Raw genomic sequence first — 20,961 nt, forward strand, 5'->3', positions numbered from 1 at the left:
GTTTTTTAGAGTTTAACAAAATGTGATGAGGGCTTAAAAAACGATGAGGATAAATGCTCATTCCCTTTCCGGAATTACCCGGACAGGTTCAAAGGGTATAATCTCAGCCCGTTATGATAAGGCACCCCAATTGTGGATAGATTGAAAAACAGCGTGTTGCGTTGTACACCGCAATTCTGCTTTCAGGCTGCAAAGGTAGCGTAAGAAATGTTAAAAACAAAATTTGGCGAAAAGTTATTCCATCACCAACTCTAAGTAAGCGTCCAGATCGGCGGGTTGGATGTTGTTTTCGGAGTTGACGAAGGTTTTGGCCAGTCCTGTTTTTTCCTCCTGCAAAAGACGGATTTTTTCCTCAATGGTTCCTCGCGTAATAAAGTGGTAAACAAATACATTCTGCTGTTGCCCGATGCGGTGCGCTCGACTGACGGCCTGCATCTCCACTGCGGGGTTCCACCACGGATCGACGATAAATACATAATCGGCTGCCGTCAGGTTTAGTCCCACGCCACCGGCTTTGATCGAAATCAGGAAGAAGGAGATGTCCCGGTTGTTCTGGAAGCGTTCCACCACTTCCTGTCGATTGGTGGTTTCGCCCGTCAACAGGCAATAGTCGAGATTATTCTCCTCAAAATAACTTTTGAAAAGATTCAAATGCATCACAAATGATGAGAATATCAATACTTTATGCTTCCGGTTACGAACGTTTTCAAGTGCTTCGATAATGGAGTCGTATTTTCCCGACGGGTAATCGTTGTATCCGCACAAAGCCGGATGATTGGCAATCTGTCGCAGGCGGGTAAGTGCTTGTTGCACATAATTGGACATTTTCAACCGGCTGGCTTGTTCGCGGGTTTCGAGAATTTCGTTCCGCACCTTCGACTTTTCCTCTTCGTAGAGTTTGGCCTGCTCTTCTTCCATTTCGCAATAGACCACCTGTACCGAGAGTTTCGGCAACTCGGGAGCCACCTCTTCTTTCGTTCGTCGCAAAATAAACGGAGCGATCATCTTTTTCAACAGTTCTTCACGACGCGGATTCTTATCTTTCTCAATCGGATCGATGAAATTGCTGTTGAAATACGAAAACGAATGGAGGAAACCCTTATTGGCAAAATTCATTTGCGCCCACAGGTCGGCAAGCGAATTTTCGATCGGAGTACCGGTCAGTAGCAGCTTATGGTCGGCTGACAATTGCATCAATGCCTGATAGGTTTTCGAGGCCGGATTCTTCACGTACTGACTTTCATCCAGAATAATATTCTGAAAATGAATATTTTTAAACAGATCGATATCATTGCGCACCAAACTGTACGAGGTAAGAATAACGGCTCGTTTTGCAGCCCTTTCCAGCGAGCGATCGCGGGCAGGGCCGTGGTGCACCCACACCGTGAGCGACGGGGCAAACTTTCGGATCTCTTGCTGCCAGTTGAATATCAGTGAGGTAGGAACTACAATCAAATTAGGTTGATACGTCTTTCTTGCCGGTTCCTCAAACAGACTGGGCTGAATATCACTATTTTTCTGGTTGTCAATCGTTCGCAATTGGTGCAACAAGACAGCTATCACCTGAATGGTTTTTCCCAAACCCATATCGTCGGCCAGACAAAAACCCCGGTTTTGCTGAAGCAACGCCAGCATCCAGTTGTAGCCAATCATCTGGTAATGACGAAGCGATGCATTCAACCCTGCCGGTGCTTCCTGCCATCCGAGTGTCGGTTGCTTTTCTGTTGAGACTTCTTCCGGTTCTTCATCTGCTCGCAGCAAATTGGCATGTTGCACCGACAACCGCATTTTGTCGTGCTTTCCCTCGGCCATCAGGAAAACGCCTTCGAAACGGGCCAGCCACTCTTCGGGAAGAATCGCGATTTCACCGTTAGGAAGTACAACTTCCCGTTGTTTGGACAAAATGTACTCTTTCAGCGATGGAAATGGAATTTTTTGCGACCCCACATGCACCCAGATGTTGAGGTCGAACCAATCGCGTTTTGCAGAGAACTCTTCTTTCAATTCGGGTGTTTCCAGCGAAAAAATCTTGTCGAGATGTTGCCTGAAACCGATGCCGGCATCTTCCAGCTTTTGCCTGTTGTTTTTCAACCATTCTATGACCTCAAGTTGCATCGCATGCTGATCCGGATTGCGTCCGCTTACCCTCACAAACTGATCGTTGCAAAATTCAAGTCCCAGCTCTTTTATGCGCTCAAGCGCTTTTTTCTCAAACAATTCATTGCGGAATGTTTTTCGGAAGAAATATTCATCGTCCTGATTCTGAAATTTTACGGAGACCTTACGCTCTTCAAAATATTTCCAGCTTTTGTCGGGATAATCGAACTGTAGCATGAACGCATAATTGCCCTGCAGGTCTTTCTCAAGCAAAAGCACAAGCGCAGGATTTCCGCGATACGTTTCAATGGTAAAACCTTCCGCTTCTACATCAAAATCGCGTATTGCATTTAATACGAACGTCTTGAAGTATTTTTCCTCCATGGCTTTGGGCACTGAAACATACTCTTTCAGGATGAAAGGCAATAGCTTTTTTGCATCAATATCGGGAAACGAGTAGAGGCGGTTGTCGATGATAATGCGGCAGGGCGATTGATGCAACACGTAAGCCGCCTTCTCGAACAAACGGATACTCTTTCCGTTGTATCGAACCGACAAAAAATAGCGTGTTTCCTCTTCCATGCGGTGAAAATGGAAAACCGCCCGGCTTTTCTGGGGCAACAACTCTATCCGATCGTCGGTATAGACGTTGGCATATTTTTCATCTTTGAAGAAAAGCGGCAGTTTTCCCTCCTGCATCACATTCAGAATAAGATCGATACGCTTATCTACATATTCTCTTACGAAATTCTGTTTCAGCTCATTGGCGTCATCCCAGGCAGATTTAAGGTTGCCGGTGTTTTTGAAAAACTGGTGTGCGATATTCTGGTCGCTCAACTCGGCGCTGGCTTTGACCAGTTGCTGAATCTCTTTCGGGGATTTTTTGAAGTAATCGCGTTTGGGAGTAAATTGTTCGAAAAGCGTAAAATGAGCGGTGGTTTTATTGTATTCTGCCATGTAAGGCATTAAAATATAACCAAATAATACATGCTTTCGGATACAGACAATGAGTTGGAGCATTCGGTCGAACAATTATTGAAGTATACAAAAATAGGAAATTGTTTCTGCTCCGAAAAGGGATGGACGAATTAATCGAACACATTATTCAGATGTAAAGCCCCTATATTTTAGTATGCTAATGTGTTTTGCAGAAGTTAATTTATTCTTTGCCTGCGGCAGGCCAGTCCCGGCGGATTTGCAATCCGAAGACGGAATCGAGGATAAGGATTTGTAATCCGGCAATGTTCTACCGATAGCTTTGTATGGCACTAATTATTCAGATGATCTTCGTTACGGCGCAGATCCGCCGATACGATTATCTTCTATATATCCGGCTGGACGGAGTATTATTTACTATAATATCCTAATTCATCTCTCATCATTGTTTCAATTTCTTTCCAGAGTGTCATTAATCGAACATTTCTGTCCTGATGTCCAATATTTCCAAGTTCCTTAGCTGTAATCTCTATGTCTTTGTTTGATGAGAGCTTATTTAATACAATTCGAAATTCGTCGCTATAATCTGTTGTCAGTTTTTTGTATTCCTCAATTTTTGGGAGCATTTCATTGCTACAAACCATTTTTAATTTGTTCAGTTCTTGATTTACAATCAATAAAGGTTCAACAGATTTCTTGGTCATATTAACTAATTCCGTATTGAATTTAACCAAAGCATTATTCCTATCTTCCTCTTCTCCTGAAAGTAGAGTTGCCATAAGTTCAGAACTTGTTCCAAAAATCATTTTCGGGTCAGTTCGCATTTTATTATTCATTTCATCCATTTTATTCATGAAGTTTGAATAAACCTCGAACCGTTTTTCAAGAATCTTATCATACTTTTGATGTTTTCTCGAAATAATGAATTGAATAATTGCCCATGTCCAACCAAGAATAGCAATTCCAATTGTTATATAGTCCTTTATTTCCATTTTTATAATTCTGCTCTTATTTTATTTTTTTTAAGACAATCAACAAGTTTATTCCTGTCCCGTCAGATTTGCAATCCGACGACGGCATCGAGTAAAAGGATTTGTAATCCGATGTTGAGCTCTCACAGAAACGCCTAATTAATGTTTCCCCGATTTATGCAGCTTGATGGTGATTGGGTCGAGTGTGATGAGGCAGCCTTTGGGCATTTCGAGCAATTCGGGTTCGAGGTATTCGTAAAATGCCTCCAGTTTGTCGGTTTCATCGATCATCTCAATCATTACCGGCAATTTCTCGGTCAGTTCCCAAAACTTGGAAGAGTAGATGGTACTGCTCAGTCCGTAACCCATAATGCCGCGATAGACGGTTACCCCCGAAATACCCTGTTTGCGGGCTTCTTGCACTATGTATTCGTACAATAACTTGTTGTTAAGTTTGTCGGTAGTGCTGAGGTAAAACTTCAGAATGCTGTGTGACTTTTCCATAGTTAAAGCAGATTTGAGGTGACGTAACCGAGATAGACCGCAGTGAATCCGAGAAATATACTCAGACCTGTATAGAGTAAGATTGACAGGATCAATCCGTTATGGAGCAACATCAGGTTTTCATTGGCAAACGACGAAAAAGTGGTGAATCCTCCGCAAATTCCCACCATCAGAAACATCCGCCATTCAACGGTCAGAATGGCACTTTTATCGGCAATACCTGTCAGAAAACCGATGATGAAACAACCCAGTACGTTCACCAGCAAAGTTCCCACCGGAATTGAGAGAAAATCGACATGCAGATTCAGTTTCGAGACATAAAAACGGGCCACACTGCCAATAAAACCTCCCGAACCGACTATGAGTATTGTTTTGAACATTTTATGTTGAATTCTTTCTGCAAATGTACGGTAAAAACAGAATAAAGAACCAAGATCAGAGGAAAAAGACCTTCGTTGATTATTGAAGGAGGCTGATTTTCAGTTCAAATTAGCAATCAAAATCTGTTATAAGTCTCGCAAAAAATCACTAACTTTGTGGCGTTTTTTCAGAACAAGTATCACAATCGTTAATCGCAATATAATTAGCAGTTTATGAGCAAGAAATTTGCCGAATATTCGTCTTTTAATCTTTCCGATATCAACAAAGAGGTGCTGAAGAAGTGGGATGAACAGGATATTTTCCACAAAAGTCTCGAAACCCGCAAAGGCCATCCGAGCTTTATTTTCTATGAAGGACCTCCTTCTGCCAACGGAATGCCGGGCATCCACCACGTGATGGCGCGTACCATCAAGGATATTTTCTGTCGCTACAAAACGATGAAAGGTTTCCTCGTGAACCGTAAGGCCGGATGGGATACACACGGACTTCCCGTGGAACTGGGTGTGGAAAAACGTCTGGGAATTACCAAAGAAGATATTGGCAAAAAGATCACCGTCGACGAATACAACGCAGCTTGCCGTAAGGATGTGATGAAATTCACCAAAGAGTGGGAAGATCTGACCCGCAAAATGGGCTACTGGGTGGATATGAACAACCCTTACATCACCTACGACAACCGCTACATCGAAACCCTTTGGTGGTTGCTGAAAGAATTGTATAACAACAATTACCTCTATAAAGGCTACACCATTCAGCCATATTCTCCTGCCGCCGGTACCGGATTGAGCACTCACGAGTTGAACCAACCGGGTTGCTACCGCGACGTGAAGGATACCACCTGTGTGGCGCAATTCAAAATTAAAGGCGAAGCGAACGGATTTTTCCTTGCATGGACAACTACTCCGTGGACACTGCCTTCAAACACTGCTCTTTGCGTTGGTCCGAATATTGATTACGTCAGAGTAAAAGCTGCCAATCCTTATTCAAAACAGGAGTGCGAATATATTTTGGCCGAAAGCCTGCTTGGTGCGGTGATGGGCAAAAACGAATACGAAGTGTTGGCAAAAATGAAAGGCAGCGATTTGGCCGGCATGGAATATGAACAATTAATTCCGTTTATGAATCCGGGTGAAGGTGCTTTTCGTGTCATCACCGGAGATTTCGTGACCACTGAAGACGGTACCGGTATTGTGCATATCGCTCCTACTTTTGGTGCGGATGACGACCGCGTAGGGAAAGCCAACGGAATTCCTCCGATGTTGCTGATCGATAAAGACGGCAATCAACGCCCGATGGTAGACCTTACCGGAAAATTCTATAAAATCGAAGATCTCGATCCTGCTTTTGTGGCAGCAAATGTCAACGCAGAAGCTTACGGCGAATATGCCGGACGTTACGTGAAAAACGCGTACGACGACACGCTGACTGATGCTGACGCGACACTGGACATCGACCTTTGTGTGATGTTGAAACAACAAGGCCTAGCGTTCAAAATAGAAAAGCATGTGCACAACTATCCGCACTGCTGGCGTACCGACAAACCGGTGCTCTACTATCCGCTCGATAGTTGGTTTATCCGCTCGACGGCTGCCCGCGAAAAGATGATCGAACTCAACAACACGATCAACTGGAAACCGGCCTCTACCGGTTCGGGACGTTTCGGAAAATGGCTCGAAAACCTCAACGACTGGAACCTTTCGCGTTCGCGTTACTGGGGAACTCCGCTGCCGATCTGGCGCACCGAAGATGGTTCGGAAGAAAAATGTATCGGTTCGGTTGCCGAATTGATCGAAGAGATTGAAAAATCGATTGCTGCCGGATTTATGACCGAAAATCCGTATAAGAATTTCAAACCGGGTGTTTACACGGCCGAAAACTATGCGGTAGAAAATATCGACTTGCACCGTCCCTATGTCGACGGAATTATCTTAGTTTCCGAAAGCGGCAAGCCGATGAAGCGCGAAAGCGACCTGATCGACGTTTGGTTCGATTCGGGTGCGATGCCTTTTGCCCAGCTACACTATCCGTTCGAGAACAAAGAGCTGGTTGAATCGGGATCCAATTACCCAGCCAACTTTATCTCCGAAGGTGTCGACCAGACCCGTGGATGGTTCTTTACCCTTCACGCTATCAGTACGATGGTGAAAGGTTCGGTGGCCTTCAAAAATGTGGTTTCCACCGGGTTGGTACTCGATAAAAACGGCAATAAAATGTCGAAACGCCTTGGCAATGCTGTCGATCCGTTCTCGACGATCGAAAAATATGGTTCCGATCCGCTGCGCTGGTATATGATGACCAATGCTTCGCCCTGGGACAATCTGAAATTTGACGTGGAAGGTATCGAAGAGGTGCGCCGTAAATTCTTCGGAACGCTTTACAACACCTATTCGTTCTTTGCTTTGTATGCCAACGTCGACGGATTTTCGTACACCGAAGAGGAGGTTGCCCCCGATCAGCGTCCCGAAATCGACCGCTGGATTCTTTCGCTGCTCAACACGCTGGTGAAGGATGTGGACGAATACTACAATACTTACGAACCGACCCGTGCCGGTCGTGCCATCTCCGACTTTGTGAACGATCACCTGAGCAACTGGTACGTACGTCTAAACCGTAAACGTTTCTGGGGCGGCGAATACGATACCGACAAAATTTCGGCATACCAAACACTCTATACCTGTCTTGAAACGGTTGCCCGCCTGATGGCACCGATCTCTCCGTTCTATGCGGATAAACTGTACAATGACCTGATCAAGGTAACCGGCACAGGAAATGAAGTGTCTGTTCACTTAGCTGACTTCCCCACCTATCGTGCTGAGTTGGTAGATAAGACGTTGGAAGAACGGATGCAGTTGGCACAGGAAATTTCGTCGATGGTACTTTCATTGCGTAAGAAAGAAAATATCAAAGTGCGTCAGCCGTTGTCGAAAATCATGTTGCCGGTGAAAGACCAGACGGTGCGTGAAAATATCGAAGCGGTAAAAGCCTTGATTCTGAACGAAGTCAACGTGAAAGAGATCAATTTTGTCGACAATACCTCTGGCATTCTGGTGAAACGTATTAAACCAGATTTCAAAAAGCTTGGTCCGAAATTCGGCAAGATCATGAAATTGCTGGCCGTTGCAACAACAGCGATGTCGCAGGAAGATATTGCCGCGCTGGAACAGGACGGTAAGTTTACGTTCACCATTGAAGGTCAGGAAGCAACTATTGAACTGGCTGATGTAGAAGTTATTTCGGAAGATATTCCGGGCTGGTTGGTTGCCAATGATGGCAGTCTCACCGTGGCGCTCGACATCACCATAACCGACGAATTGCGCAAAGAAGGTATTGCCCGCGAATTTGTGAACCGTATTCAAAATGTCCGTAAGTCAAGTGGTTACGAAATTACCGACCGCATCGTAGTGAAAATTGAGAAACAAGCCGAAATTAATGATGCAATTGCAGATTTTTCTGCTTATATTGCAACTCAAACACTGGCAAACTCGATTACTTTGCACGACAAAGTGGAAGAAGCTGTAGACCTGGATTTTGAAGAGTTTATTGTTAAAATAGGAGTTAACAAGGCGTAATCTAAAAAAAACAAAAAACGTATTGTAATCTCTTATAGAATCTATAATTTAGCGCTCTCTTAAAAACGACCTAAAATTTATTTGCAATGGCAGAAAAAACACGCTATTCGGATGCAGAGCTGGAGGAATTCCGTGCCATTATTATGGAAAAACTTGCAAAAGCAGAACATGACTATGAACTGCTGAAGCTGAGTCTGACCAATATGGACGGCAATGACACCACCGATACTTCTCCTACATTCAAGGTGTTGGAAGAAGGAGCTTCAACTTTGTCGAAAGAAGAAGCCGGACGCCTTGCTCAGCGCCAGATGAAGTTTATACAACACTTGCAAGCCGCTTTGGTTCGCATCGAAAATAAAACTTACGGAATTTGCCGCGAAACCGGCAAGCTCATTCCGAAAGAACGCCTTCGCGCCGTTCCTCATGCCACACTGAGTATCGAGGCCAAAGGAGGCAAGTAACTTACAACCGTACATTTTGCGACGGCAATCGGGAAAAATGTACCGGTTGCCGTTTTTTTATTTTAAGCTATATATAATCAATATGTTACCATCTGTTTCAGGTAATTCTCTCTTATCCGAAGTTAAGGAGATCATCCAGAAGGCAAGAGAAACTGCTATTCGTTCCGTCAATTGGGAACGGACGCTTATGTACTGGCATATTGGTAAACGAATTTTTCAAGAAGAACAGCAAGGAAAAGAGCGTGCCGACTATGGTTCTTATCTTATTAAATACCTTTCCGAGCAGTTGCAGCCCGAATTCGGAAGCGGATTTGGATATCGTCAGTTAGAATTAATGCGTCAGTTTTATCGCGTTTTCCCAATTGCGAACGCACTGCGTACGCAATTGAGCTGGACTCAGTACAGGCTGTTGATACGAATTGAAGATGAACATAAACGGGAATTTTATATTGCCGAAGCTGTTAAGAATAATTGGACCTCGCGCCAGTTAGAAAGACAGATTAACAGCAGTTTGTATGAACGGCTGTTGATTAGTAATGACAAGGAGAGTATCCTCGCCATAGCCAAAAAAGAAAAACAACCTTCACATCCTGCTGAAATCATCAAAGATCCGATGGTTCTTGAATTTTTGGGACTCAAGCCGAATGCAGCATATTACGAAAAAGATCTGGAGCAGTCTATTATCAATCATCTACAGGAATTTATTCTGGAACTTGGTAACGGGTTTGCTTTTGTTGCCCGACAAAAACGCATTCATATAGACGGCGATGATTTCTTTATCGATTTGGTCTTTTATAACCGACTCATACAGTGTTTTGTTCTAATTGAACTCAAAATAGGTAAGCTGACGCATCAGGATCTGGGGCAATTACAGATGTATGTCAACTATTATGACCGAACAGAACGACTACCTCACGAAAATCAAACTATTGGTCTTCTATTGTGTGCAGATAAAAATGATAGCGTAGTCAAATATTCATTGCCAGAGGATAATAAGACCTTATTGGCCAGCACATATCAGCTCTATTTACCCACAGAAAATCAACTGCTCCGTGAACTACAAAGCGAGTTGGATAATTTTCTTTCTAAAACAGATAACGAATAATAAATCAATAATATGCCACTTACAAAACGTATTATTCCCTGTCTTGACATCAAAGACGGGCAAACTGTAAAAGGAATCAATTTTGTGAATATACAGGCAGTTGGTGACCCTGTTGAACTGGGCAGTCGCTATGCTCAGATGGGTGCCGACGAACTGGTATTTCTCGACATTACGGCTACGCACGAAAAGCGTAAGACCTTTGCCGAGCTGGTTACCCGCATTGCCCGCCATATCAACATTCCGTTTACCGTAGGAGGTGGCATCAGCAGCGTGGATGACGTGTCGGTACTGCTTAATGCCGGAGCCGATAAAATTTCGGTTAACTCGGCGGCTGTGCGTAATCCGCAACTGATAAATGATTTGGCCAAACAATTCGGTTCGCAATGTGTGGTGCTGGCAGTCGATACTAAGTTTGTGAACGGCGAATGGATTGTGTTTCTCAACGGTGGTCGCATTCCGACAGAAGTGCGTACTTACGAATGGGTAAAACGTGCAGTTGACCTTGGTGCCGGCGAAATATTGCTCACTTCGATGGATCACGACGGAACCAAAGCTGGTTTTGCCGTTGAACTTACCCGCATGGTTTCGGAAAGCGTATCGGTACCGGTTATCGCCAGCGGCGGTGCAGGAAACATGGATCACTTTGTGGATGTGTTTGAACAGGGGAAAGCCGATGCTGCTTTGGCAGCTAGCCTGTTTCACTACGGTGAAATTGAGTTGCCCGACCTGAAAGGGTATTTGAGAAGCAAAGGCGTGGAAGTTAGAATATAATGATTCTCCGCCTTCAAGAAACTATTAACCTTTTTACAGATGCCCTTACTCGATGACTCGTCAAGCTCCGAATTTTGCAGCAATCTTCAGGAAGGAGCCGATTATTATATGGCTCCCCAGGGGTATCGGATTATGACAGAATATTACCTTGCCAAACGGGGTTATTGCTGTTCAAACGGTTGCCCCAACTGCCCCTATTCTCCTAAAGCAGTGAAGGGAAACCGGAACCTTCGGTCTGGCATCGCAGAAAAATACGGACTATAGTTTGCAATTATACCACACATGACTATTTTTTACTCTCCAAATATTCTCGAAACCTCTGTTCTTTCCGAAGAAGAGTCGCTCCATTGTGCCAAAGTCTTGCGTATGAAAGTCGGTGAAGAGGTACTGATTGTCGATGGTACAGGCGGAATGTTCGGGGCAAAAATTGTAGTGCCGCATCCTAAGCACACAGCGGTAGAAATCATCAATCGCCAAGTAACAGAGACCGGAAGAGCTTCGCGGATTCATATTGCTATTGCACCAACGAAAAACATGGATCGTCTGGAATGGTTTGCCGAAAAGGTGACCGAGATCGGGATCGACGAGATTACGCCTGTTTTCTGCCGTTTTTCCGAACGAAAAAACATCAATCTGGAACGTGTTGAAAAGATTCTTGTTTCGGCCATGAAGCAGTCACAAAAGGCCTATCTTCCGAAGCTAAATCCGGCATGTCCGGTGCAGCAACTGTTGAAGCAAGCCACTGAATCGCAGAAATTTATTGCCCACTGTTACGAAGGCGAAAAACGATTGTTGCAACAGCTTTACAATAAGAACGAATCGGCTTTGGTGATGATCGGCCCCGAAGGAGATTTTAGTCCGGAAGAGGTGGAAATGGCCCTGCAAAACGGATTTCAACCGGTTTCGCTTGGTGAGAGCCGCCTCCGTACCGAAACGGCCGGTGTAGTGGCCTGTCACACGATGAACCTGTTGATGACGCTTTAGAAGATCATCCCGGCTATCATTACGAATATAAACCCGTTGAAGAAACCTGCCAAAGTTTGTTCGGGGGTATGAGCATCCAGAATAACGCGCGAAGAACCTACTGCCGCAGAAGCGAATAAAGCTCCTATTATCAGCATGTAAGGATTAATGACGTAGTGCATGGCAACCACAAAAATACCTGCCAGCAGGCCTCCCATGGCTGAAAGATGAGCGCTCATTTTCCAACGCAAATTTACCAGCAACAATACCAGCAACGCGGCGGCGCTACCCACCACCATCATCACGAACCAGCGCGGCATATTCACATTCCACAGGTAATAAGCGCAAAGCATGTACGAAACTAACGAATAAACATAGGGACGGGTTCGTTCCTGTCGTTTATCGATATTGAGAGATGTTACTTTTCCCAGTTTCAGAAAAAGGAAAATAATGAGTGCGGGGATAATAGCCGTACAACATAAAACCGTAGTGGCAACAATCAGTTTCGGCAAAAAGGGCACTGCTGCAAAACGTGCCGTTGTGAAGAGCAGAAGGATTCCGTAGGTTGGAATAAACAACGGGTGGAAAATAACAGATATGATTTTTGCTGCCAGTCGCATGGTATGTTAATTATTAAAGCGTTTTGAACTGATATCCTTGTTGTTTCAGAAATTCAATAGATTCGGGCAATGCCGCCAATACGTTTTTGTTCGATTTTTCCGAATCGTGAAAAACGATGATAGAGCCGTTTCGGCTATATTTTTTGACGATGGAAACGATATTTTCGGGCGACAGCGAACGGTTGTAATCGCGGGTAATCAAGTCCCACATTACGATACGGTATTTTGCTTTCAGCTTTTTGTAAAGATTCCGGGTTAACTGCCCATGAGGAGGTCGCAACAAATCGGAATCGATCAGCGCTGATGCCTTCTCCACATTTGCCAGATATTCATTTTCCGGCATCGAAAATCCTCTCACATGGTTGAAAGTGTGGTTTCCAACACGGTGTCCGGCATCCGTTACCATTTTGAAAACCTCCGGATACTTTCTTACATTGTCGGCCACGCAAAAAAAAGTTGCCTTTATATCGTTTTTTGCCAGTATTTCCAGTACTTGTGGCGTTGTGCCCGGTACAGGTCCATCATCAAAAGTCAGATAAACCGTTTTTTGCGCTTTGTCCATCCGCCACAATGCATTGGGAAAGAGTCTGCGCAAAATCCATAAAGGACGTTCTATCAGCATAATGCAATAGTATCTTTTTCCATTTCGATCGTTCACCCGCCGGGGATCGCACGAATAGTGTTTTATGAGAAGCAAAGATAACACTTAATTTATATTCCGGCAATGAAGAGCACGGAACTGTCGGCCGGCTTTTATTGTAGTTGGTGTGGAAATTAAAGAGCAAAGAGAATTTTCCTTATCTTTGTCCTTCCAAAATTATAAATATCAAAATATCAACAAATAACCCTATAAAAAATCTATGAGCGACGACAAAAAAATCATTTTCTCGATGGTGGGCGTGAGCAAATCGTTTACCCCTCAAAAGCAAGTCTTAAAAGACATCTATCTCTCTTTCTTCTATGGAGCCAAAATCGGTATTATCGGTTTGAACGGTTCCGGTAAATCGACTCTTCTCAAAATTATTGCCGGAGTGGAAACTTCCTACAATGGCGAAGTGGTATTCTCTCCCGGTTATTCAGTGGGTTACCTCGAACAGGAACCGCATCTCGACGACAACAAAACCGTGAAGGAAGTGGTTCAGGAAGGTGTACAGGAAGTGATGGATCTGCTCAAAGAATTTGAAGAGATCAACGAAAAATTTGCTGATCCCGATGCCGATTTCGATGCACTGATTGCCCGTCAGGGCGAGCTGCAGGAAAAACTCGATCATCTGGATGCCTGGAATATAGACAACAAACTGGAACGTGCGATGGATGCACTCCGTTGCCCGCCCGAAGATGCACCGGTGAAAAACCTCTCCGGAGGAGAACGTCGTCGTGTGGCACTGTGCCGTTTGCTGCTGCAACAACCCGATATTTTGTTGCTCGATGAGCCGACCAACCACTTAGACGCAGAGTCGATCGACTGGTTGGAGCAGCACCTGCAACAATATGCCGGTACCGTTATTGCTATCACCCACGACCGCTACTTCCTCGACAATGTGGCCGGTTGGATTCTCGAACTTGACCGTGGCGAAGGAATTCCATGGAAGGGTAATTACTCTTCGTGGCTCGACCAGAAGACTACCCGTATGGCGCAGGAAGAAAAACAAGCCAGCAAACGCCGCAAGACCCTCGAACGCGAGTTGGAATGGGTGCGAATGGCACCAAAAGCCCGTCATGCCAAAAGCAAAGCCCGTTTGGGTGCCTACGATAAACTATTGAACGAGGACGAAAGAGATCGGGAAGAAAAACTCGAAATCTTTATTCCTAATGGTCCGCGATTGGGTAACAAGGTAATCGAAGCACAAGGCGTGGCTAAAGCATACGGCGATCGCCTGCTGTTCGACAATCTAAATTTCTCGTTACCACCGAATGGCATTGTGGGGATTATCGGACCGAACGGTGCAGGTAAAACGACTCTCTTCCGCCTTATTATGGGACTGGAACATGCCGACAAGGGAACTTTTGATGTGGGCGAAACCGTGCAGTTGGGCTATGCCGACCAGACGCACAAGGATATTGATCCGACCAAAACCGTCTATCAGGTAATTTCGGGAGGTCAGGATTTGATTCGTGTCGGTAACAAGGAGGTGAATGCGCGTGCATATCTGTCGCGCTTCAATTTTACCGGTGGCGATCAGGAGAAACTCTGCGGTGTACTTTCGGGTGGAGAACGTAACCGTTTGCACCTTGCCATTACACTGAAATCGGGCGCTAACGTACTTTTACTTGACGAACCTACCAACGACATTGACGTGAATACGCTACGAGCTCTGGAAGAAGGTCTGGACGACTTTGCCGGTTGCGCTGTAGTTATTTCGCACGACCGCTGGTTCCTCGACCGCATTTGTACCCATATTCTTGCTTTCGAAGGCAACTCTGAAGTCTTTTTCTTCGAAGGGTCTTACTCGGAATACGAAGAGAACAAGAAGATGCGTCTCGGCGACGAAGCCCCGAAACGAATTCGGTACCGGAAATTGATGTAATCAGACAATTCAAATAACTATTCATCGGATAACATTAGATTATCCGATGAATATCCGATAAAAGCACATTGTTTATGCAGTGCCGATTTCAGGGTGCTCATAGCCTAATAATCTAAAGAAATAATCATGGAACCCATTATCCACATTCAGAACCTGAACAAGTTTTACGGTTCGAAACATGTATTGAAGGACATTTCTATCGACATTGAACCGGGACAGGTGATTGGCTACATCGGGCCGAATGGTGCCGGGAAAAGTACCACGGTGAAAATTCTGGCCGGCTTGTTGTCCGATTTTTCTGGCGATGTTTTTGTGAAAGGCATCGATATTCGCAAAGATCCGGTAGCTGTTAAATCGCTCATCGGTTTTGTGCCCGAACTGGCAGAGCTTTATGATGTACTTACTCCTAACGAATTTCTTTCGCTGATTGGGTCGTTGTATAACCTGCACGAAGAGGTGGTGGCGGAACGTGCGAACCGAATGCTCGATGCTTTTGGGTTGGCTGGCAACATGAACCAACGCATGGATACCTTCTCAAAAGGGATGAAGCAGAAGGTGCTGATTACTTCCGGATTGTTGCATAACCCCGAAATTATCATTCTGGACGAACCTCTCAGCGGATTGGATGCCAACAGCGTTATTATTGTCAAAGAGATCATCGACAAACTGGCTAAGAACGGGAAAACCATCTTTTATTGCAGTCACATGATGGATGTGGTGGAAAAAGTGAGCGACCGTATTATCCTGATTGATCAGGGCAGGGTGGTGGCCGACGGAACTATTGATGAATTGCGCCAGCTGCAAAACAAAGATAGCCTTGAGGATATATTTGCGGGGCTGACGGCCACCGAATCGATGCACGAGGCCAGTGAAAAATTGTTGAACGCCTTTGACTGATCACCATGAATTTTATCGACAGGTTTTTACTTCGTGTGGTAATGTTTCCCACGTTTCTGTATAACAAGCTGGGCGTGGATACACTACAATTGCGTGCGATACTTACGGCTAAGTTGACCATGGACAACCGCAGGCCTGCCTCTTTTGGTATGCAAAAAAGGAGAGCCGACAAAAAGGAGATAAACGGAGCTACCCTGAAAATGATTTTGAGTGGCCTCATCATGGGATTGTTTATGCTCTTTTCATTTGCCGTTGGTAGCGGTATGGTAACCAAATTGGCTCTCTTTATGACCATGTTTATCTTTATGGTTTGCCTTACGCTGATTACCGACTTTACCTCAGTACTGATAGATATTCGCGACAACCTGATTCTGCTGCCCAAACCGGTTTCGGACGTCACTTTTATGACAGGCCGTTTGCTGCATATTGCTATCCGCACTTCCATTGTTGTATTCCCATTGTCGGTGCCGGCATGTGTTACTGCGGCTATTATTCAGGGTCCGGCTATTATCCTGCCGTTTATTCTGATGATTGTAATGATGACACTGCTCAGCATCTTTTTTATCAACGCGGTGTACCTGCTTATTCTGAAAATTACTACTCCGGCTAAGTTTCAGAACATTATCGGATCTATACAGATTGTTTTTGTAATGATTGTGATGCTGGCCTATCAGGTATTGCCGAGAATGATAAATTCTAGCATTATGCAGCACATCAGTATCTCTGAGATTCCTTTTGTCCATTTTGTTCCGTCGTTCTGGTTCGCAGATGCCTGCATGCTGCTTTCAGGTGCCGGTTTCACTGTGGAGGCGATGATCAGCTTGGTGCTTTCTGTTGTTGTTCCTGTTTTGTCTATCTGGGTGGTGATCCGGTTTTTTGCTCCATCTTTCAATCAAAAACTGGGAATGATTACGGGAGGTACCGCCGAACAAAATGTTGCAACGGAAAAATCCGGAGCGGAGAAGCAGGTTATAAAGCAATCTTTTTGGCAACCAATAGCGCATTGGTTCACAAAGCCTGGCGCTGAACGGGCAGGATTCCTTTTTGCCTCTCATATGATTACCCGAAGCCGCGATTTCAAGATGAAAGTATACCCCTCGTTCGGCTCAATCCTCATTATTTGCATAATGCCTTTCCTGCAAAATCATACGTTGACAGATGTCAGTCTTGGAAGCCCGAAAATATTCAGACTCCTTCTCCTGCTGATGTATATGTGCAGTCTTCCCATGAGTGCCGCATTAATGCAAGTTTCTTACTCCGACAAATTCAAAGCATCGTGGATCTTTTTCGTTACGCCTTTGGAATGTCCGGGAGCAGTCATCAGCGGATCGGTAAAATGTATGGTGGTATTTTTCCTCATACCTTTTGCCATGATACTTACGTTGGTGGGAGTTGCCTTACAAGGATATACCGTATTACCTAACATGTTGCTGGGATGCATAAACTTATTGGTCATTTGTTCCTTATTGGCATATCTTTCGGTCAAGAAGCTCCCGTTCTCCACTGCACAGGAGGCATCCACACGGGGAAATACCTTTGTCCGCACCATGTTGTTTTTGCTTATTCCTGTCACAATAGGAATAGTTCATTGGCTTTTGTCAGGATTTCTGTGGGCGATACTCCTGTGGATAGTCATTTCGTCAGTAGCGCTTTGGTTGATATTCGACGAAATCAAAAAGCGGGAATGGAGCAATCTGAACCACTAATTGGATGCCATTGGGTGTATGTCTTACATTGTACCTGCTCGGCATTGTCGATTTTCTGGAAGAGGCATTTCCTGCAACGGATATCATCCCTACGTTTACTATAGCCTGGATATACCGAAGGGTTACAGATAGCAGAAAAGGAGAGCTTTAATCATTTTCCTTGCTTTTGTTGTTAAAACTCTTTACATTTGTTGTTCTCAAGCGTTATACCTACAAAAAAGAGAGAACAGATGTTTCACCTTTCTTCAATTCCGGAATGGTTGTTGCTGTGTATTTATCTTTTTACGATGGCACCTACCATTGTGGTGATTCTACTGGAAAATCGTAATCCTGTGAAATCACTGGCATGGATCCTTGTGCTCATTTTCCTTCCTTTGCTGGGTTTTATCTTATATCTTTATTTAGGGCAAGACTACCGCAAGCAGAAAATTGTCGCAAAAAAGAGCATACGAAGACTGCACAACCGTCCCAAAGAGAATCTTGAAGAACTGGATGTGGATAACAGCTCTTTGTCCGAAAGCAAAAAACACCTTATTCATCTACTGAAGAATAACAGTGAAGCACTTGCTTTTCAGGGGAACGATATTTGCATCTACACGAATGGCGTTGATACGTTTGATGCCCTGTTCGGCGAAATTGAGAAAGCGACCAGAGAAATTCATATCGAATTTTATATCATTGAGGACGATGAAGTAGGAAAGAAATTCCGTGAATTGCTTATCCGCAAAGCATCTCAGGGTGTACGCATACGATTGATTTTTGACTTTGTGGGGAGCTTTCATTTTAAGAGGCCTCAGCAAAATGAACTCAGGGCTGCCGGGATAGAGCTCTACTCGTTTTTGCCTGCTCACTTCAAAATTACCATTCGCAAAAACAGGATAAACTACCGGAATCACCGTAAAATAGTGATTATTGACGGCAGAGTTGGCTTTACCGGTGGTGTCAATATTGCCGACAGATATTTGACGGGAAATAAACTCGGCATGTGGCGCGATACATTTATGCGGATCGAAGGTCCGGCTATCCATGGATTGCAATACGCGTTTCTTACCGATTGGTTTTTTGTGAGCCGTCAGCTGCTTTCCGGCGATCATTTCTTCCCTTATATTCCGCCCATTCCCGACCGTGACAACGTTGTGCAGGTTGTAACCAGCGGTCCGGATTCTGATTGGGAGAATATCCAACAGGGTATTTTTGTTGCTGTCACTTCGGCAACCCGGTATGTCTACGTACAGACACCCTATTTTATGCCTACCGACATTGTGATGTCAGCTCTTCAAACTGCTGCTCTCGGTGGTGTCGATGTGCGGGTGATGATGCCCGAAAAGACCGATACTCCTATGACTCAATCGTGTAGTTATTCCTATATCACCCAGTCGCTTGAGGCCGGCGTGAAGATTTACCTCTATCGCAATGCTTTTATGCATAGTAAGGCCATTGTAATCGACGATGAGATTTCAACAGTCGGGTCTGCCAATATGGATTTCAGAAGCTACGAACAGAACTTTGAGCTCAATGCGTTTATTTATGACGAAAAGACAGCCGTCGAACTCAAAAATATCTTTTTGGCCGATCAGCAGTTATGCACTGAAATTACCCTCGAAGAGTGGAGTAACCGTCCGATTTCAACCCGTATCAAGGAGTCCGTGGCTCGCTTGTTTAGTCCGTTGTTGTAAGATCGGATTGTGATATTTGGGGAGCAAATACGGGCTAATTTATGTACCTTTGTAAAAACAAAATTGTGAAAATAACCTCTGACTTTTATAAATATCGTGTGTTATGCGCTCTTTGGAAGTTAGTAGTGTAATAGGCCTGATGTCAGGTACATCGCTCGATGGACTGGATATTGCTCACTGTGAGTTTAACAGCAATGAATACGGCAAGTACGATTACAGAATTACCGTAGCAGAAACTGTTCCGTATTCAGAGGAATGGAAACACCGATTGAGTACGCTTGAAACAGGTTCGGCTTACGATTTTGTAAAGACCAGTGCTGATTTGGGAAAATATATCGGCATTCAGGTACGTTCTTTTATTGATGAAAATAATCTTCAGCCTTGTCTGATTGCGTCGCATGGACACACCATTTTCCATCAGCCGCAACTTGGCTTTTCGTCGCAGATTGGCGATGGGAACGCGATACTTGCCCAAACCGGGATTCCGGTTGTATACGATTTCAGGTCATTGGATGTGGCTTTGGGTGGTCAGGGGGCTCCATTGGTTCCAATAGGCGATCAGTTACTCTTCTCTGATTATGACTTTTGCCTTAATCTGGGAGGTATTTCCAATATTTCATATAATCTTAACGGTCGCAGGTTGGCCTATGATATATCTTTGTGCAATATGCCGCTCAACTATCTGGCACGTCAGATGGGAGCGGAATATGACAGAGACGGAGAATATGCCCGTTCTGGAAAGGTAGATCAATCATTGCTTGATGCGATGAACAACCAGAGCTATTTTACTGAAAAGGGACCCAAATCGTTGGGAAAAGAGTGGTTTGTGGATGTTTTTCAGCCGATGCTTATTCAGTCATCAATTCCGTTGAAAGACAAAATGCGGACTATGGTGGAGCACATTGCGTATCAGATTACCCGCGATGTAGAACAATTGCCCAAAGGAAAGATGTTGATAACCGGCGGCGGTGCATTGAATAAATTTCTGGTTGAGAGGATGCAACAACTGTCACATCACGAACTTCATGTGCCGGATAAGTTGCTTGTCAACTACAAGGAGGCTCTGATTTTTGCCTTTCTTGGATTCTTACGGGCAAATAAAAAAGTAAATACCCTTGCATCGGTTACCGGGGCGCCCGAGGATAGTTGTTCCGGAAGTATCACCGGATTACCTGTTTCTTTGATGTACGAATAGTTTTTGTAGTGCAGATATTTTAGAGCTTAGTTTTGTTTTACTTAAATGAGATTTTCTTATGAAGACAAAATTCTTTCTTTTGATGGGATTGCTGGTTTTCGCGGGAATCGTTTGGAGCCAGAATGAAAGCCGGCAAAGCAAGGCTGCCGCGAAGGAAGCCAAAGTAAAAAAAACAGTTGAAACCGAGCGCTATCGACTGATACTGGATCAGGCCCGACCCATGCGGGGTAATATGATTCCTCTTACGTCGGAATATACGCTCACTATTGCGCAGGATTCTGCCACCTCTTATCTTCCCTATTTTGGAAGAGCCTATTCAGCTCCGATCGGCAGTGAGGGCGGAATAAAGTTTTCGGAACCGGTTTTGGAGAAGAAAACGACATTCAATGCAAAGAATAAGAGCTTTACTGTTAGTTTCAAAGTACGGGCAAAAGAAGATACATACCGGTTCTTTGTTACTATTTGGCTGAATGGGACAACGACAGTTAGTGTCACCAGCAACAACCGGCAGCCAATCGACTTTTCGGGTACGATTGAATTGCCGGATAAATAATACCACGATACAACTTGTTAACTGATAT

At 44.5% G+C, this 20,961-nt stretch carries 18 protein-coding genes and 1 riboswitch; of the genes, 12 read left to right on the plus strand and 6 right to left on the minus strand.

Translation table 11 applies throughout. From position 1 onward, the window contains the following. Positions 1–45: 45 nt before the first annotated feature. A riboswitch (TPP riboswitch) is annotated at positions 46–139 on the minus strand. A gap of 95 nt (positions 140–234) precedes the next feature. The 4 genes from F8N35_RS00150 to crcB form a co-directional block, all read right to left on the minus strand. Beyond that, positions 235–3,054: a DEAD/DEAH box helicase gene (locus F8N35_RS00150; protein WP_293049338.1), complete on the minus strand. Its 2,820-nt coding sequence runs from the start codon at positions 3,052–3,054 to the stop codon at positions 235–237. A gap of 389 nt (positions 3,055–3,443) precedes the next feature. Beyond that, positions 3,444–4,025, minus strand: a complete 582-nt coding sequence (locus F8N35_RS00155; protein WP_293049339.1) for a hypothetical protein — start codon at positions 4,023–4,025, stop codon at positions 3,444–3,446. Between the two features lie 138 nt (positions 4,026–4,163). After that, a complete protein-coding gene (locus F8N35_RS00160; protein ID WP_293049340.1) occupies positions 4,164–4,508 on the minus strand; it encodes a DUF190 domain-containing protein in 345 nt (114 codons plus the stop codon). 2 nt (positions 4,509–4,510) lie between these two features. Beyond that, entirely contained in the window at positions 4,511–4,888 is a 378-nt protein-coding gene (gene crcB, locus F8N35_RS00165) for a fluoride efflux transporter CrcB (RefSeq protein ID WP_293049341.1), read from the minus strand. Between the two features lie 213 nt (positions 4,889–5,101). Here crcB and ileS point away from each other — a divergent pair, with 213 nt between their 5' ends. The 6 genes from ileS to F8N35_RS00195 all read left to right on the plus strand — a co-directional run bounded on the left by ileS (position 5,102) and on the right by F8N35_RS00195 (position 11,779). Further along, positions 5,102–8,458, plus strand: coding sequence for an isoleucine--tRNA ligase (ileS, locus tag F8N35_RS00170; RefSeq protein WP_293049342.1), 3,357 nt, complete (start codon positions 5,102–5,104; stop codon positions 8,456–8,458). 86 nt (positions 8,459–8,544) lie between these two features. After that, positions 8,545–8,919, plus strand: a complete 375-nt coding sequence (locus tag F8N35_RS00175) for a TraR/DksA C4-type zinc finger protein (RefSeq protein WP_293049343.1) — start codon at positions 8,545–8,547, stop codon at positions 8,917–8,919. Between the two features lie 82 nt (positions 8,920–9,001). Continuing rightward, entirely contained in the window at positions 9,002–10,024 is a 1,023-nt protein-coding gene (locus tag F8N35_RS00180) for a PDDEXK nuclease domain-containing protein (protein ID WP_293049344.1), read from the plus strand. Between the two features lie 12 nt (positions 10,025–10,036). Then, complete coding sequence (gene hisF / locus F8N35_RS00185) at positions 10,037–10,795, plus strand: imidazole glycerol phosphate synthase subunit HisF (RefSeq protein ID WP_293049345.1); 759 nt, start codon at positions 10,037–10,039, stop codon at positions 10,793–10,795. Between the two features lie 39 nt (positions 10,796–10,834). Then, a complete protein-coding gene (locus F8N35_RS00190) occupies positions 10,835–11,059 on the plus strand; it encodes a DUF5522 domain-containing protein (protein WP_293049346.1) in 225 nt (74 codons plus the stop codon). 18 nt (positions 11,060–11,077) lie between these two features. Continuing rightward, positions 11,078–11,779 (plus strand): 16S rRNA (uracil(1498)-N(3))-methyltransferase, encoded by a 702-nt coding sequence (locus F8N35_RS00195; protein WP_293049347.1) that lies wholly within the window; start codon positions 11,078–11,080, stop codon positions 11,777–11,779. On the opposite strand, the gene F8N35_RS00200 is transcribed toward F8N35_RS00195, so the two are convergent. Both F8N35_RS00200 and F8N35_RS00205 read right to left on the minus strand, forming a co-directional pair. Beyond that, positions 11,776–12,378 (minus strand): hypothetical protein, encoded by a 603-nt coding sequence (locus F8N35_RS00200; RefSeq protein WP_068701775.1) that lies wholly within the window; start codon positions 12,376–12,378, stop codon positions 11,776–11,778. The genes F8N35_RS00195 and F8N35_RS00200 overlap by 4 nt on opposite strands. A 13-nt stretch (positions 12,379–12,391) precedes the next feature. Beyond that, positions 12,392–13,000: a polysaccharide deacetylase family protein gene (locus F8N35_RS00205; protein WP_293049858.1), complete on the minus strand. Its 609-nt coding sequence runs from the start codon at positions 12,998–13,000 to the stop codon at positions 12,392–12,394. 238 nt (positions 13,001–13,238) lie between these two features. Between F8N35_RS00205 and ettA the strand changes: the two genes are divergently transcribed. The 6 genes from ettA to F8N35_RS00235 all read left to right on the plus strand — a co-directional run bounded on the left by ettA (position 13,239) and on the right by F8N35_RS00235 (position 20,933). Continuing rightward, complete coding sequence (gene ettA / locus F8N35_RS00210) at positions 13,239–14,906, plus strand: energy-dependent translational throttle protein EttA (protein WP_293049348.1); 1,668 nt, start codon at positions 13,239–13,241, stop codon at positions 14,904–14,906. Between the two features lie 126 nt (positions 14,907–15,032). Then, on the plus strand, positions 15,033–15,803 hold the full coding sequence (locus F8N35_RS00215; RefSeq protein ID WP_293049349.1) for an ABC transporter ATP-binding protein: 771 nt from the start codon (positions 15,033–15,035) through the stop codon (positions 15,801–15,803). A 5-nt stretch (positions 15,804–15,808) separates the two neighbouring features. Then, a complete protein-coding gene (locus F8N35_RS00220) occupies positions 15,809–17,509 on the plus strand; it encodes a hypothetical protein (protein ID WP_293049350.1) in 1,701 nt (566 codons plus the stop codon). Between the two features lie 230 nt (positions 17,510–17,739). Continuing rightward, positions 17,740–19,185, plus strand: coding sequence for a cardiolipin synthase (cls, locus tag F8N35_RS00225; protein WP_293049351.1), 1,446 nt, complete (start codon positions 17,740–17,742; stop codon positions 19,183–19,185). Between the two features lie 103 nt (positions 19,186–19,288). Further along, positions 19,289–20,380, plus strand: coding sequence for an anhydro-N-acetylmuramic acid kinase (locus F8N35_RS00230; protein ID WP_293049352.1), 1,092 nt, complete (start codon positions 19,289–19,291; stop codon positions 20,378–20,380). Between the two features lie 58 nt (positions 20,381–20,438). Beyond that, positions 20,439–20,933, plus strand: coding sequence for a DUF4251 domain-containing protein (locus F8N35_RS00235; RefSeq protein WP_293049353.1), 495 nt, complete (start codon positions 20,439–20,441; stop codon positions 20,931–20,933). Positions 20,934–20,961 lie beyond the last annotated feature (28 nt).

The organism is Paludibacter sp. (assembly GCF_009712605.1).
Classification (GTDB): Bacteria; Bacteroidota; Bacteroidia; order Bacteroidales; family Paludibacteraceae; genus Microbacter.